Annotated in this window: 13 protein-coding genes; 6 read left to right on the top strand and 7 right to left on the bottom strand. The window is 73.7% G+C overall.

Annotated elements, in window-relative coordinates; all coding sequences use genetic code 11:
• Positions 1-7: 7 nt before the first annotated feature.
• The 6 genes from OOJ91_RS11210 to OOJ91_RS11185 form a co-directional block, all read right to left on the bottom strand.
• The gene (locus tag OOJ91_RS11210; protein WP_266244535.1) at positions 8-592 is read right to left on the bottom strand and encodes a TetR/AcrR family transcriptional regulator; all 585 of its coding nucleotides are present in this window, start codon (positions 590-592) and stop codon (positions 8-10) included.
• A gap of 53 nt (positions 593-645) precedes the next feature.
• Positions 646-2,304, bottom strand: coding sequence for a putative bifunctional diguanylate cyclase/phosphodiesterase (locus OOJ91_RS11205; RefSeq protein WP_266245372.1), 1,659 nt, complete (start codon positions 2,302-2,304; stop codon positions 646-648).
• Positions 2,305-2,383: 79 nt separating this feature from the next.
• On the bottom strand, positions 2,384-3,193 hold the full coding sequence (locus tag OOJ91_RS11200; RefSeq protein WP_266244534.1) for an SAM-dependent methyltransferase: 810 nt from the start codon (positions 3,191-3,193) through the stop codon (positions 2,384-2,386).
• A 187-nt stretch (positions 3,194-3,380) separates the two neighbouring features.
• Positions 3,381-4,049 (bottom strand): response regulator transcription factor, encoded by a 669-nt coding sequence (locus tag OOJ91_RS11195; protein ID WP_007072219.1) that lies wholly within the window; start codon positions 4,047-4,049, stop codon positions 3,381-3,383.
• Positions 4,050-4,056: 7 nt separating this feature from the next.
• Complete coding sequence (locus OOJ91_RS11190) at positions 4,057-5,685, bottom strand: sensor histidine kinase (RefSeq protein ID WP_439117062.1); 1,629 nt, start codon at positions 5,683-5,685, stop codon at positions 4,057-4,059.
• A gap of 77 nt (positions 5,686-5,762) precedes the next feature.
• Positions 5,763-7,577, bottom strand: coding sequence for an AMP-dependent synthetase/ligase (locus tag OOJ91_RS11185; RefSeq protein WP_266244532.1), 1,815 nt, complete (start codon positions 7,575-7,577; stop codon positions 5,763-5,765).
• Positions 7,578-7,699: 122 nt separating this feature from the next.
• Between OOJ91_RS11185 and OOJ91_RS11180 the strand changes: the two genes are divergently transcribed.
• The 6 genes from OOJ91_RS11180 to OOJ91_RS11155 all read left to right on the top strand — a co-directional run bounded on the left by OOJ91_RS11180 (position 7,700) and on the right by OOJ91_RS11155 (position 12,950).
• Positions 7,700-8,155, top strand: a complete 456-nt coding sequence (locus OOJ91_RS11180) for an SRPBCC family protein (RefSeq protein WP_266244531.1) — start codon at positions 7,700-7,702, stop codon at positions 8,153-8,155.
• A gap of 31 nt (positions 8,156-8,186) precedes the next feature.
• Entirely contained in the window at positions 8,187-8,879 is a 693-nt protein-coding gene (locus tag OOJ91_RS11175) for a hypothetical protein (RefSeq protein ID WP_266244530.1), read from the top strand.
• A gap of 77 nt (positions 8,880-8,956) precedes the next feature.
• Entirely contained in the window at positions 8,957-9,904 is a 948-nt protein-coding gene (locus OOJ91_RS11170; protein ID WP_266244529.1) for an ROK family glucokinase, read from the top strand.
• Positions 9,905-9,915: 11 nt separating this feature from the next.
• Positions 9,916-10,620, top strand: a complete 705-nt coding sequence (locus OOJ91_RS11165) for an endonuclease/exonuclease/phosphatase family protein (protein ID WP_266244528.1) — start codon at positions 9,916-9,918, stop codon at positions 10,618-10,620.
• A gap of 114 nt (positions 10,621-10,734) precedes the next feature.
• Entirely contained in the window at positions 10,735-12,141 is a 1,407-nt protein-coding gene (locus OOJ91_RS11160; protein WP_266244527.1) for a flavin-containing monooxygenase, read from the top strand.
• Positions 12,138-12,950, top strand: a complete 813-nt coding sequence (locus tag OOJ91_RS11155; RefSeq protein WP_266244526.1) for an alpha/beta hydrolase — start codon at positions 12,138-12,140, stop codon at positions 12,948-12,950. The genes OOJ91_RS11160 and OOJ91_RS11155 overlap by 4 nt, the downstream gene beginning before the upstream one ends.
• 13 nt (positions 12,951-12,963) lie before the next feature.
• On the opposite strand, the gene OOJ91_RS11150 is transcribed toward OOJ91_RS11155, so the two are convergent.
• Positions 12,964-14,445: an alpha,alpha-trehalose-phosphate synthase (UDP-forming) gene (locus OOJ91_RS11150; protein WP_266245371.1), complete on the bottom strand. Its 1,482-nt coding sequence runs from the start codon at positions 14,443-14,445 to the stop codon at positions 12,964-12,966.
• Between the last annotated feature and the right edge of the window lie 82 nt (positions 14,446-14,527).

Genomic DNA, 14,527 nt, shown 5'->3' with positions numbered 1-14,527 from the left:
TCCCGGTTCAGTGCGGCGCGGGACCGAGGTGCGCGTCGAGCGCGGCCCGCAGCAGGGTGTCGTCGTCGGTGGCGCCGGTGGCCAGCGGAAGGCTGCCCCAGGCCCAGAGTTGGGCGATGCCGTGCAGGTTGGCCCAGAGCGCGCCGGCCAGCACCGGGGCGGGCCTGTCGGCCGGCTGGCGTACCTGGGCGACCAGGTCGACCAGGAGGGTGAACAGCGGCAGGCTCGTCTCGCGCAGCCGCAGACGGCCGCTGGCCAGCAGGTCGTGGCGGAACATCAGCTCGAACATGCCGCGGTGCGCCGCGGCGAAGTCCAGGTACGTCCGGGCCAGCGCGACCAGGCGGGTACGCGGATCCGCGCCGGCCGCGTCCATGGTCGCCCCGACGCGGGCGGTGAGGTCGGCGAAGCCCTCCCGGGCGATGGCGGAGAGCAGGTCGACGTGGGTGGGGAAGTAGCGGCGCGGAGCGCCGTGCGAGACGCCCGCCCGACGGGCGATCTCCCGCAGGGACACCGCCGACTGGCCCTCGCGCAGCACCAGGTCCACCCCTGCGGCCACCAGCCGGGCCCGTACGCCCGTCTCCTCCGCGCTCATGGACAGTGTCTACCAGCCGGGCGTAGACGTTGTCTACCGGCGGTTCGGAGGGCTCAGCGGATGCGGGCCAGAATGCGGTCGGCGGGGGCCGGCCTGCCGAAGTGCCAGCCCTGGGCCGCGTCACAACCGATCGCCCGCAGCCGTTCGGCCTGCCCGGCGGTCTCCACACCCTCGGCGGTCACCGTCAGGTCCAGCGCGTGCGCCAGGGACACCAGCGAAGCGAGGATCCGCTCGTCGGTACGCCCCACCGCCGGCGAGCGCAGGCCGGCCACGAACTCGCCGGCCACCTTCAGCTCGGTGACGGGCAGGTCCCGCAGGTACGCCAGGTTGCTGTAGCCGGTGCCGAAGTCGTCGATGGCGATGCGCACCCCGAGATCGGCAAGCACCCGCAGCGCCCGCACGGGCTCCTTGGCGCTGCTCATCATCGTGCTCTCGGTGATCTCCAGTTGGAGTCGCTCGGGCGGCAGACCGGTCTGGCGCAGCAGCGCGCGGACCTCCTGCACCAGGCCGGGCCTGTGCACCTGCCGGACCGCCAGGTTGACGCTCACGAACGGCGCCTCGACGCCCCCCGCCGACCACGCCTCCGCCTCCCGGCACGCCTCGGCCAGCACCCACCCGCCCAGTTGCACGATCAGGCCGGTCTCCTCGGCCAGCGCGATGAAGCTGTCCGGCCGCAGGACGCCCAGCTCCGGATGACGCCAGCGGACCAGCGCCTCCACGCCGAGCAGCCGGCCGTCGCGCAGCGAGGTGAGGGGTTGGTAGTCGAGGTAGAACTCGCCCCGCTCCAGCGCGGCCGGGATGGCCGCCGAGAGGGCGTAACGGGCCAGCTCGCGGCGGTTACGCTCGGCGTCGTAGAGCGCCCAGCGCGCCCCGCCCGCCGACTTCGCCCAGTGCAGGGTGCTGTCGGCGGCCCGCATCAGGTCGCTGGGGCTGGCACCGGCCACCTGCCGCTCGACGATGCCGATGCTCGCCGTGACCTGGAGTTCGTGCCCGTCGACCACCGCCGGTGTGCGGACCGCGGCCAGAGCGCTCTCGGCCACCTCCACCACCGCGTCGGTGCCGGCGGCGCCCTCCACGAGGATGACGAACTCGTCCCCGCCCAGGCGGGCCACCAGATGCTCACCGAGGGTCTGACGCAGCCGCTCGGCCACAGTGGTCAGCAGCCGGTCACCCACCTGGTGCCCCAGGCTGTCGTTGACGACCTTGAAGCGGTCCAGGTCGAGGAAGCACACCCCCACACGCTGGGCGCCCCGGCCCGGCTCGTTGAGCGCGGCGGTGAGTCGTTCGGTGAACAGCGTCCGGTTGGGCAGGCCGGTGAGCGGGTCGTGGGTGGCCTGGTGGCGGAACCGCGCCTCGCTGGCCCGCAGCGCCCGCTCGGCCTGCGTGCGGGCCATCATGGCGGCCCGGCGGATCGACTCCTGCTCGTCGAGCGTCCGGTCGCGCAGCGCGCGGGCGTAGCCGGTCGCCACGGCGGCCAGCAGCCGCGCCATCCGGTCCTCGACGTCCTCGGCCACCAGTCCCAGGTCCCGCACGAGCCGGAGCTGGATGACCTCGACCGTACGACCCAGCCCCTCCGCGGACGCGATGTGCGCGGCGACCAGCTCCGCGCCGACCCGGTGCCCGGCCCGCAGGTCGAACGGCTCGGCGAGCAGCGCGCCGGCGAGTTGCCCGGTGAGCCGGTGCAGCAGGGCCTCGAGCTGCGCCTGGGTCATCGGCAGGTAGCTCGTGCCGGAGACCGCCTTGGCCCAGGCGCGGGCGAAGGTGCCCGGGCGGGTGGCCGCCTCGGGCGACTCAGTCACCGAGTCGCCCGACGCCGCCCATGAAGGCCGCACGCTCGGCGTCCTCCGCGCTCTCCGGGGTGTCCGGCCGCCACTGCGGCACCCAGACCACGCCGGGGTCGACAAGGGCGAACCCGTCGAAGAGCGCGGTCAGCTCGGCCCGGTTGCGAATCCAGAGCGGGCTGTCGGTGCGCTGGTAGACCCGTTCGGCCTCGGCTCGCTCGTCCCCGCTGCGCCCGTCGTCGCTGACCTGGGACAGCACCAGGTAACTGCCGGGCGCCAACGCGTCGCGCAGTGCCCGCAGCAGCTCCGCCGGCCGGTCGTCGTCGGAGACGAAGTGCAGGACGGCCACGATCATCACGGCCACCGGCTGGCTCAGGTCGAGCAGCTTGCGGACGTCGGGGTGGGCCAGGATCGCCTCCGGGCGCCGCACGTCCTCCTGCACCACCACCGCGCGGTCGTTGCCGGCCAGGATCTCCCGGCTGTGCGCCACCGCGACCGGGTCGACGTCCACATAGACCACACGCGACTCCGGGTCGATGCGCTGGGCGATCTCGTGCACGTTGCCGACTGTGGGAATGCCCGAGCCGATGTCCAGGAACTGTCGGACGCCGGCCTCGGCGAGGTGGTGGACCGCCCGACGCAGGAACGCCCGGTTGGCCTGCGCCATCAGCGGCGCCTCCGGGACGGCGGCCACCATCGCCTGCGCGGCGGCCCGGTCGGCGGCGAAGTTGTGCGATCCGCCGAGGTAGTAGTCGTACATCCGCGCGACGCTCGGGCGCTCGATGTCGATGGTGTCGGGTGCCCAGTCCGGCCGCTGCATGCGCTCAACCCCTTGAGTCCACGACACGGGCGTCGTCGCCCGCGCGGGTATTCTGCCCCCGACGTACCCGCCAGACCATAGCGTGCCGCCGAATTCCCGCCGACGTCGGTCGATACGCGAAGGTCCGCGCCGGGGGGAGCCGGCGCGGACCTTCGCTCGCGTGTCCCGCTCGACGAGCGGGCGTCTGTCAGAACTTCGGGGCGTCCGGCGCCTCGAGCAGGCCGAGCCGCAGCGCGGTCATCAGCGCCTGTGCCCGGTTGGCGGCGCCGAGCTTCTCGTAGAGCTTCGAGATGTGCGTCTTGGCGGTGGACTCGCTCACGAACAGCTGCTTCGCGATGCCCGCCACGCTCATCCCGTCGGCGAGCAGCCGCAGCACCTGCCCCTCCCGGGGGGAGAGCTGCGGGCCGGACGGGGCGAGCCGACGCTTCATCGCCTCGGCCAGGTCGGCGGCGGTGAACGCGCTGGGCGAGGAGGCGGCGTGCCGCGCGGCGGCCACCACCTCGTCGGCCGGGGCGGTCTTCGGCACGAACGCGCTCGCGCCGGCCTCCAGGGCGCCGAAGAGCTGGTCGTCGCCCGCGTACATGGTCAGCACCACGATGCCCATCGACGCGCTGGACTTGCGCAGCGCGCGGGTGGCCTCCAGGCCGCTGCCGTCGGGCAGCCGCAGGTCCATGATCACCACGTCCGGCTGCAGGGCGCCGGCCTGGCGTACCCCCTCTGCCGCGGTCGCGGCCTCGCCGACGACCTCGAACTGGCGGTCGCGCTCGAAGGCGTGCCGCAGGCCCTTGCGAATCAGGTCATGATCGTCGACAAGGAGGACCTTGGTGCGGGTGGCCGGTGTCGGACTTGTGGTCATCCTCGGGTTACTCCCCTTCTGGTGCTGCGCTGTTGCGCACGTTGTCGCGCCGGGACGAGGTGCCGAGAACCACCGCCACGGTCGTGCCGCTGGGTTGCCGCGGCCTGATCTCCAACCGGCCCCGGATACGTTCCGCCCTCTCGGCCATGATCGCAAGACCGTACCGTCCGTCGGGGCGCTGGTCAGCCATCCCCTGACCGTCATCCGACACTTCAATTTGGGCGTACGGGGGGTCCACCTCACACGTGACCCAGAGATTCGAGGCTCCGGCGTGCTTGCGGGCGTTGGTCACCGCCTCCTGGGCGATGCGCAGCAACTCGGCCTCGGTGGCCGCCGGAAGGCGCGCGGTGGACTCGTCAAGCGACAGGTGCACCCGCAACCCGCCCGAGGCGCCGACGGTCCGGGCGTACTCGGCGATCGCCGCGGCCAGCCCGCCCTGCCGGTCCACCTCGCTGCGCAGCTCGAAGAGGCTCAGCCGCAGCTCCTGGATCACCCGGGTCACCTCGCCGCGCAGCGTACGCAGGGCCTCGGCGGTCTCGTCGGCGTCGTCGAAGACGGTGGCCATGGCGTTGTCGATGCCGTAGCCGACCATCACCAGCTCCTGCGCCACCCCGTCGTGGATCTCCCGGGCCAGGCGCTGACGCTCCTCGTTGGTGGCCAGCGAGCGGACCTCGTCGAACAGCAGCGCCGCCTCCAGCCGCAGCGCGGCCGGTCGGGTCAGCCCGGTCACCCGGGACACCACAGGCGGCGGGTACGCGTGCGCGACGTCCGCCTCCAGCACCACCAGCCCGACCGTGCGCACCCCGGCGACAAGCGGGACGATGAGCGCCGACACGTCCCCGCCCCGGTGTGAGCGCGACTGCGAGCGGGCGGCCGTCGTGGCCTGCTGGCTGGCCCAGGCGTCGGCGATCGCCGAGTCCGCGTCCAGGGTCGTCTCCCAGTCCACCCGGTCCACGCCGGCCTGGGCGAGCACCACGAGCCGGCCCCCGCCGCTTGCCGACAGCACAGCCCCCCGGTCCGCCCGAGCCACCGTGCGCAGCTCCTCCAGCAGGTGCTCGGAGATGCCGCCCGGGTCCAGGGTCGCCCCGGGCAGCTGCCGGGCCACGGTCCGCAGCTGGGTCAGCAGCCGGGTCGCCTCGGCGTACGGCTGGGGTTTGCCCTCCCCACGGACGGCCATCACCCGGTGCAGGGTGCCGGCGGCGTAGAGCCCGAGCGCGGCGAGGATCAGCCACTGCGCGCAGACCGCCAGGTAACCCACCTGGCCGAGCTGACGCCCGCCGTCGACCTCTGTCAACGCGCCGGCGAGGAGCAGCGTGCCGGCCGTCACCGCGAGCAGCGCCGCGCCCTCGCGGAAGCGGCGGCGCAGGGCGGTCACGGTCACCGGCACCGCCAGGTACGGCAGCACCGCGGAGGCGCCGAGCCCGTCGACAGTGCCCCCGATCGACGCGACCGCGGCGACCTGGCTCGCGGCCAGCCCCAGCACCACCACCTCGGCCACCCTGCTCAGCGGCCCGATCAGCCGGTGCTGCGGGGCGAGCAGGGACGGCGCTCCGGCGACCGCCAGCAGCGCGATCCACCACAGCTGGGTGACGTCGCGGGTGGCGAACAGGGTCAGGATCGCGACCAGCGCCAGCATCACCAGGCGGGCGGCCGCGGCGAGGGGATGCGGATGTGGTGTGGCGGATGCGGATGCGGGCACGTGACGGATGGTAGTCAGCCTCGGTAGATGTCGGCGATTTCCGCCGCGTACGTCTTGTGGACGACCTGTCGCTTGACCTTGAGCGACGGGGTCAGCTCACCGGTGGCCTCGGCGAAGTCGCGGGGCAGGATCCGGAAGACCTTGATCGCCTCGGCCTTCGACACGGCCTGGTTCGCGGCGTCGATCGCGGACTGGACCTCGGCGCGCAGGCCCTCGTGCTCGCGCAGCTCCTCCACGGGCGTGTCCGAGGGCAGTCCGGCGCTCGCGAGGAACGTCGGCAACGCCTCCTCGTCGATCGTGACGAGCGCGGCGATGAACGGCTTGGCGTCCCCGACGACGACGCACTGGCTGATCAGCGGGTGGGCGCGGACCTGGTCCTCCAGCACCGCGGGGGCGACGTTCTTGCCGCCCGCGGTCACGATCAGCTCCTTCTTGCGACCGGTGATGCTCAGGTAGCCGTCGGCGTCGAGCTGGCCCAGGTCGCCGGTGCGGAACCAGCCGTCGGCGCTGAGCGCCTCAGTGGTGGCCGCCTCGTTGTGCCAGTAGCCCTGGAAGACCAGGTCGCCGGAGATCAGGATCTCGCCGTCGTCCTCGATCCGGACTGTCACGCCTGGCAGCGGCCGGCCGACGGTGCCGATCCGGGTGCCGGTGGGCAGGTTCGCGGCGGCGGCGGGCGAGGTCTCGGTCAGGCCGTACCCCTCCAGCACCGTCACGCCGACGCCGCGGAAGAAGTGCCCGAGCCGGGCGCCCAGCGGCGCGCCGCCGGAGATGGCGTCGCGGCACCGCCCGCCGAGCGCGGCGCGCAGCTTGCGGTAGACGAGCCGGTCGAAGACCGCGTGCTGGGCGCGCAGCGCCACGCCGGGTCCGCGCGGGGTCTCCAGCGCCTCGCTGTACGCGATGGCGACCTGCTCGGCGCGGGCGAAGACGCCGCCCTTGCCGTCGGCCTCGGCCTTCTGCTTCGCCGCGTTGTAGACCTTCTCGAACACCCGGGGTACGGAGAGCACGAAGGTGGGGCGGAAGTCCTGCAGTTCGGCGACCAGGTTCTTGGTGTCGGAGCAGTGGGCCAGGGTCGCGCGGGCCTGCACCACGCCGATCTGGATCAGCCGGGCGAAGGCGTGCGCCAGCGGCAGGAACAGCAGGGTGGCCGCGCCGGCGTTGAACAGGTTCGGCAGCACCGGCACCGCGTTGGCGATGTCGGCGTACATGTTGCGGTGGGTGAGCACGCAACCCTTGGGGCGGCCGGTGGTGCCGCTGGTGTAGATGATCGTGGCCAGGTCGCCGGCCCGGACGGCCTTGCGGCGCTGCTCGACCTCGGCCAGCTCGACGGCCGCGCCGGCGGTGACCAGCTCGTCGACCCCGCCGCGCTCGATCTGCCAGAGATGGGTCAGCTCGGGCAGGCGGTCGCGGACGCCGGCGACCAGGTCGGCGTGCGCGTCGGTCTCCACCACGGCGGCGACCGCGCCGGAGTCGGCCAGGATCCAGGCGGCCTGCTCGGCGCTCGACGTCTCGTAGATGGGCACGGTGACCGCGCCGACGGTCCAGATGGCATAGTCGAGCAGCGTCCACTCGTAGCGGGTCCGGCTCATCAGCGCGACCCGGGCGCCGGGGGAGACGCCGGCGGCGATCAGGCCCCGGGCCACCGCTGCCACCTCGTCGCGGAACTGGAGGCAGGTCACCTCGGCCCAGGCCGTGCCGTTGCCGTCGGGCGAGCGGGTGGCGCGGGCGAACTGGACGGTGTCCGGCGCGGCCTCGGCGTTGTCCCAGACCGGATCGGTGAGGTTGGCCGCGTCGCCAACGGTGACGATCGGCGGAACGGAGAACTCGCGCACCTGCACTCCTTCGTGCTCGCACTGGCCGGGCCACTGCCCATCCACGGCTGTCGGCTCTGTCGAAACCTACCCGGCGGGGGCGGCGCGGCGTACGGGCGGTACCCGCCGGGTAGCCTCCCCCCATGGCGGACTCCTCCACCCAGTCGATCATCATCGGCGCGTCACCGGATCGGGTGGCGGCGGTCATCTGCGACTTCCCGAGTTACCCGGAGTGGACCGAGGCGGTACGCCACGCCGAGGTGATCGAGGAGTACGAGGACGGCTACGCGAGCCAGGTGCGTTTCGTCATCGACGCCGGGGTGATGGCCGACGAGTACGTGCTCGCCTACGAGTACGCCGAGGACCTGTCCCGCGTCGAGTGGCGCCTGCTCGCCCCCTCGAAGATGCAGAAGAGCCAGCGCGGCTCGTACGACCTGGTGGCGAACCCGGACGGGAGCACCACTGTGACGTACACGCTTGAGGTCGAGCTGTCGGTGGGGATGCTCGGCATGTTTCGGCGCAAGGCCGAGAAGATGATCATGGACACGGCGTTGAAGCAGCTCAAGCGCCGGGTAGAAGCACCCGGTGCGGCGCAGTGACGCGTCCGCCGGCAGGGTAGAGGAGCCGACTGTGGGCGGAACGGATCCGGGTTCGGCCCGGGAAGAGGCGGAGCGTCTGGTCGCCACCCTGCTCGCGGGGGCGCGACTGGCCTCCGGCGGGTCGGCGGCCGGCGCGTTCGGCCCGCTGGGCGGGATGCTGGCCGGTGTCCTCGGTCACAGTGCCGCTCCGGGCGCCAGCGGCCACGGCGGTGGTGGTTTCGCCACCGGTTCGGCCGAATGTTGTGTCTGCCCGGTCTGTCGCGGCATCGCCGCGTTGCGCGACCCGAGTCCGGAATTCGCCGAACGGCTCGCCACCGGCGCCGGAGACCTCGCGGCCGGCGTGGCCAGCCTGCTCCGCGCGTTCGCGCCGCCGGAGCCACCCACGACGGCCGCACCCCGGCCCGCCGCGCCGTCGCGGCCGGCGTCCGCCGCGAGCAGCGAGGACGAGGGCCCGTCCGCCGTCCCGGTCGACCGGGGCGGCGAGACCGACGACGAGCACGTGTGGCGCGATGCCACCCGCACCGGGCATGATTCTCAGCCGGCGCCGGAGCGGGATGTCTGGTCGGTCGCCACCCGGTCGGCGGACCCACCCGCCCCGACCACCGCAGCACCCGTCGACGACGCCGGGTCGGTGGCCGCACCGGCGCCGACCAGTCGACCCGCGGTGCCCGCGTCGCGGGCGTCCGACGACACCGGCGCGGACGCGCCGGGCGGCGGCGCCTGAGCGCGGGACATCGCGATCCGGACCGGCGTGCCATCGGCGCGTGGACCCGGACAGCACAGCAGAGGGGAGCGGCAGCGGTGACGCTGACCATCGGAGTCGACGTCGGTGGCACGAAGGTGGCCGGCGGTGTCGTGGACGACACCGGCACGGTTCTCGTGCAGGGCCGACGGGACACTCCCGCCGATGACGTCGGCAAGACCCGCGACGTCATCATCGAGCTGGTCGGCGAGCTGGCTGCCGGGCGGACGATCGAGGCCGTCGGGATCGGCGCGGCCGGCTGGATCGACGCCACCCGCTCCACCGTGCTCTTCGCCCCGAACCTGGCCTGGCGTGACGAGCCGCTGCGCGAGTACGTCAGCGCCGCGGTCGGGCTGCCGGTGATCGTGGAGAACGACGCCAACGTGGCCGCGTGGGCCGAGTTCCGCTACGGCGCGGCCCGGGACGCCGACGACTCCATGATCATGTTCACGATCGGCACCGGCGTCGGCGGCGGCATCGTGCTCGGCGGCGAGCTGATGCGCGGCGCGCACGGCGTCGCCGCGGAGCTGGGCCACATGCTGGCCGTGCCGGACGGGCACCAGTGCGGCTGCGGGCGGCTGGGCTGCATCGAGCAGTACGCCAGCGGCAGCGCCCTGGTCCGTTTCGCCCGCGCCGGCGCCCGGCAGGAACCGCAGCGGGCCGCCGCTCTGCTGGACCTGGCCGGCGGCGAGGCCGAGGCGATCACCGGCCACATGGTGACCGCCGCCGCGCAGGGCGGCGACCCGGTCTCCGCCGAGGCGTTCGCGCAGATCGGCCGTTGGCTGGGCACCAGCCTCGCCGACATGGCGCAGATCCTCGACCCGCAGACCCTCGTCGTCGGCGGCGGCGTGATCGACGCCGGTGACCTGCTGCTCGGCCCGACGCGCCGCTCGTACCTCGACGCGCTCGCCCAGCGGGGCCGCCTGCCGGTGGCCGAGGTGCTCCCCGCCGAGCTGGGCAACAGCGCCGGGGTGATCGGCGCGGCCGACCTGGCCCGCCGGATCTGAGGCGGCCGGCGATGGGCGAGGCTGCCGGCGTGCCGCTGCGCGTGGTGTCGTACAACATCCACAGCCAGCGCGACGACACCGCGGCGCTGGCGGCGGTGGTCCGGGCCGCGAGGCCGGACGTGGTGATCGTGCAGGAGGGGCCGCGGCGGTTCCGGTGGCGGCAGAAGTCCGCCACTCTGGCCGAGTCCTTCGGCCTGGTGGTGGCCGCCGGCGGTCTGCCCGCCCTGGGCAACCTGCTGCTGACCAGCCTGCGGGTGCAGGTGCGCGGCACCCGTTGCCAGCGCTTTCCGCTGACCCCGGGCCGACACCTGCGCGGCGCCGCGTACGCCGACTGCCGGGTCGGCGAGGCCCGGTTCACCCTCGCCGGCTCGCACCTGTCCACCGACCCGACCGAGCGGCCCGCGCAGGCCGCCGAGTTCCGGCGAGGGCTGGACGCGGCGAGCAGCCCGGTGGTGGCCGGAGCCGACCTGAACGAGGGGCCGGACGGGCCGGCGTGGGCCACGGTGGCACGTGGCCTGACCGACGCGGCGATCGCCGCCGACCGGGCGGACCGGCTCACCTACTCGTGCGCCGACCCGCGCCACCGCATCGACGCGCTCTTCGTCGACCCCCGGATCAGCGTGGTCGACTACGACGTGGTGGACACTCCGCAGACCCGCCGGGCCAGCGACCACTTCCCGGTCCTCGTCGACCTGCTGCTGCCCACCACCGGCTGACCCCCACCGGCCGGGACCCGCCGATCGGTCCGCGCCGGGGCTGGACATCCGGCTCCGATGTGGAGAGGATTTCGCGGCGACCGGCACCCGTGCCGCACAAAAGGAGATGTCCCGGTGTCCACCTCCACCGACCACGGCCGGCCCGACCCGGACGCGACCCCGTCCGCGCAGAGCCCCGAGGGCCGTCCACTCTCCGACCGGGGCGACACGGTCTGCGTCATCGGGGCCGGGGCCAGCGGCCTGACGGCCATCAAGAACCTGCGCGAGCACGGGTTCGGGGTGGACTGCTACGAACGCGAGACAGGCGTCGGCGGCGCCTGGAACTGGCGGCACGACCGCAGCCCGGTGTACGCCAGCACCCACCTGCTGTCGTCGAAGCCGTTCACCCAGTTCCCCGACTTCCCGATGCCGGACTCGTGGCCGGACTACCCGCACCACAGCCAGCTCCTGGCGTACTTCGAGCGGTACGCCGACCACTTCGACCTGCGGTCGCACGTCTGGTTCGGCACCGAGGTGATCCGGGTGGAGCCCGCCGAGGGGGACCGCTGGGACGTGACCACCCGCTCCACAGGCGGCTACGGGCCCGAGCGCACCTCCCGGTACGCCGCGGTGGTCATCGCCAACGGGCACAACTGGTCGCCGAAGCTGCCCCGCTACGAGGGGCTGGAGGAGTTCCGCGGCGAGATCATGCACGCGTCGTCCTACAAGGACCCGGCGCAGTTGCGCGGCAAGCGGGTGCTCGTGGTCGGTGCCGGCAACACCGGCTGTGACATCGCCGTCGAGGCAGCCCAGCAGGCGTCGCGCTGCTGGCACTCCACCCGCCGCGGCTACTGGTACGCCCCGAAGTACGTCCTCGGGCGTCCGGCCGACCAGGTCAACGACGCCCTGCTGGCGATGCGGGTGCCGCTGCGGGTCCGCCAGTGGCTCTACCACTGGACGCTGCGCCTGACCGTCGGCGACCTGACCCGCTTCGGCCTGCCCAAGCCCGACCACCGGGTGTACGAGACGCACCCGATCGCCAACAGCCAACTCGTCTACTACGTGGGCCACGGCGGGATCGGCCCGGTACCGGACCTGGCCCGCTTCCGCCCGTACGCCGTGGAGCTGGCCGACGGCCGCGAGATCGACCCCGACCTGGTCATCTTCGCCACCGGCTACCTGCCGCGGTTCGAGTTCCTCGACGCGTCGGTGTTCGGCGACAGTGCCGGCACGGGCCGGCCCACGCTCTGGCTCAACGCCTTCACCCCGGGGCATCCCACGCTTGCGGTCGCCGGCCTCGTGCAGCCGGACTCCGGAATGTTCACCCTGGCGCACTGGCAGACGGTGCTCTTCGCCCGGCTGTTGCGGGCCCGCCGGGACCGGCCCGAACGGGCCGCGGCGTTCGCGTCTCGGGTGCGCGACCGGGCCGGGGAGCGCTACTCGGGGCAGGTCAAGGACAGCAGCCGGCACTGGTTCGAGGTCGGGCACGCCGACTACCTGCGCGCCGTCCAGCGCGCCCTGCACGACCTGGAGGCCAAATGACCGAGCTGCGGATCATGCGGGGCCGGGAGTGGTCCCGGCCGGTCCGGCCGGCGCGACGTGAGGTGCTCAGCGCCGTCCCCGAGGTGGAGGAGGGGCGGCCCCCGCTGCTCTTCGTTCCGGGGTTCGGGCACGGCGCGTGGGCGTTCGCCGAGCACTGGCTGGGGCACGCCGCGTCGCGGGGCTTCCCGGCGTACGCGCTGAGCCTGCGGGGGCACGGCGGCAGTGAGCCGGCACCGGAGGCGACGCTGCGCGCGTACGCCCATGATGTGGTCCAGGTGGCGGCGAGCCTGCCGCGCCAGGCGGTGCTGGTGGGGCACGGCGCCGGGGCGCTCGTGGTGGCGCACGCGCTGGCGCGCTACCCGGCCCGCGGCGCGGTGCTGGTGGCGCCTGTCTTCGGCGGCTGGGGCATGGTGTCCACTGCGCTGCGCCGCAACCCGGCCGGGACGCTGCCGGCGGTGTTCGGCGGGCCGTTGCGGCTCAGCCGGGCGCAGCTGTTCAGCCGGGAGCTGCCCGACGAGGAGGCCCGGCGGTACGTGGCGCGGCTGGGTCGGGCCGGTCGGCGGGCGCAGTGGGCGCTGCTGGGCGAGCCGGAGGCCGAGCCGGCCGTGGGCACGCCGCCGGTCCTGGTGCTGGGCAGCCCGGACGACCGCGTGGTGCCGGCGTCGACGTTGACGCGGATCGCCCGCCGGTACGGGTCGGCTCCGCTGCTCTTCCCCGGCATGGGGCACGACCTGATGCTCGACGCGCGGTGGGCCGAGCCGATCGACGCGATCCTGGACTGGCTGGAGAAGGAGCCCGCCGCCAGGTGAGTGGTCGCGCCGGTCAGCCGCCGGTGTGCTGCGTGGCGGAGGTCGCGCGGGTCGCGGGACGCGGCACCAGGGCCGCGCCGTCGGCGTTGGCGAGGCTGCCGACCAGCGCGCCGCGCTCGTCCAGGGCGCTCAGGTAGGAGCGCGCCCAGGCCCGGATGTCGTGCTGGTGCAGGTGGGCGCGCATGGCTCGCATGCGTTCGGTGACGTCGGCGGGGCTGGCCCGCAGCGCCGTACGCAGCGCCTGCTTGAGCCCCTCCAGGTCGTGCGGGTTCACCAGGTACGCCTGCGACAGCTCGGCGGCCGTGCCGGCGAACTCGCTGAGCAGCAGCGCGCCGTCGTCGTCCACCCGGGCGGCGACGTACTCCTTGGCGACGAGGTTCATCCCGTCGCGCAGCGGGGTCACCGCCATCACGTCGGCGACCCGGTAGAGCGCGGCCAGCTCGGCCCGGTCGAAGGGCTGGGTGAGGTAGTGGATGGCGGGCTCGCCGACCCGGCCGAACTCGCCGTTGATCCGGCCCACCTCGCGCTCGATCCGTTCGCGCAGGATCTGGTACTGCCCGACGCGTTCCCGGCTCGGCATGGCGACCTGCACGAGCACCGTGTCGCGGACCTTGACGTCGCCGCTGGCGAGCAGCTCGCTGTACGCCTTGAGGCGCTGCTCGATGCCCTTGGTGTAGTCCATTCGGTCCACGCTGAGGATGACCTGGCGGGGATCGCCGAGATCCTGGCGGAGGCGGCGGGCCCGCGCGGCCACGTCGGGGCGGGCGGCGAGGGCGGCCATCTCGGCCGTGTCGATGGAGACCGGGAACGCGCCGATGCGCACCACCCGGTCGTCGATGCCGATCCGACGGTCGGTGGCCGGCAGCTCCAGCACCCGGGTGACCAGTTGCGCGAAGTTGTGCGCCGCCTGGGCGCGCTGGAAGCCGACCAGGTCGGCGCCGAGCATGCCGCGCAGCAGTTCCGCACGGCGGGGCAGTTGCATGAACAGCTCCGGCGGCGGGAACGGCACGTGCAGGAAGAATCCGATGCGCAGGTCGGGGCGGAGCGCGCGCAGTTGCCCGGGAACCAGTTGCAGGTGGTAATCCTGCACCCAGACCACGCCGCCCGGCTCGGCCACCTCTGCTGTCGCCTCGGCGAAGCGCTGGTTGACCCGCTGGTACGCCTCCCACCAGCGGCGGTGGTGCTCGGGTTGCTCGACGGCGTCGTGGTAGAGCGGCCAGAGGGTGGCGTTGGAGAAGCCCTCGTAGTGGTCGCGTAGATCCTCGTGGCTGAGGGCGACCGTGTGCATGTGGACGCCGTCCACGTCCGGCAGGGCGGGTGCCGCACCCGTGCCGCCGGCCCAGCCGACCCAGGTCGCCGGGGTGTGCCGGAGCAGGGGGTGCAGCGCGCTGACCAGCCCGCCGGGGCTGCGGCGCCACTCGCAGGCGCCGTCGGGCGCCTGGCTGTCGTCGATGGGGAGGCGGTTGGCCACCACCACGAGGGAACTCTGTCGCATCTCGGGCATTCCGATCAGCAGAGGACTGACCGCCACGAGCAAGGAAAAACCGGTCAGTCAGCGGGGGAAGTGACGTACAGCG

This window comes from Micromonospora lupini (genome assembly GCF_026342015.1).
In the GTDB taxonomy this organism is placed as follows: domain Bacteria; phylum Actinomycetota; class Actinomycetes; order Mycobacteriales; family Micromonosporaceae; genus Micromonospora; species Micromonospora lupini_B.
This window is presented reverse-complemented; position numbering and strand designations above follow the sequence as displayed.

What these genes read in the sequence shown, in the direction of transcription:
- OOJ91_RS11210 (WP_266244535.1), bottom strand. Translation starts at nt 592, where the DNA reads ATGAGCGCGGAGGAGACGGGCGTACGGGCCCGGCTGGTGGCCGCAGGG.
- OOJ91_RS11205 (WP_266245372.1), bottom strand. Translation starts at nt 2,304, where the DNA reads ATGACCCAGGCGCAGCTCGAGGCCCTGCTGCACCGGCTCACCGGGCAA.
- OOJ91_RS11200 (WP_266244534.1), bottom strand. Translation starts at nt 3,193, where the DNA reads ATGCAGCGGCCGGACTGGGCACCCGACACCATCGACATCGAGCGCCCG.
- OOJ91_RS11195 (WP_007072219.1), bottom strand. Translation starts at nt 4,049, where the DNA reads ATGACCACAAGTCCGACACCGGCCACCCGCACCAAGGTCCTCCTTGTC.
- OOJ91_RS11190 (WP_439117062.1), bottom strand. Translation starts at nt 5,685, where the DNA reads ATGCTGGCGCTGGTCGCGATCCTGACCCTGTTCGCCACCCGCGACGTC.
- OOJ91_RS11180 (WP_266244531.1), top strand. Translation starts at nt 7,700, where the DNA reads ATGGCGGACTCCTCCACCCAGTCGATCATCATCGGCGCGTCACCGGAT.
- OOJ91_RS11165 (WP_266244528.1), top strand. Translation starts at nt 9,916, where the DNA reads ATGGGCGAGGCTGCCGGCGTGCCGCTGCGCGTGGTGTCGTACAACATC.
- OOJ91_RS11155 (WP_266244526.1), top strand. Translation starts at nt 12,138, where the DNA reads ATGACCGAGCTGCGGATCATGCGGGGCCGGGAGTGGTCCCGGCCGGTC.
- OOJ91_RS11150 (WP_266245371.1), bottom strand. Translation starts at nt 14,445, where the DNA reads ATGCGACAGAGTTCCCTCGTGGTGGTGGCCAACCGCCTCCCCATCGAC.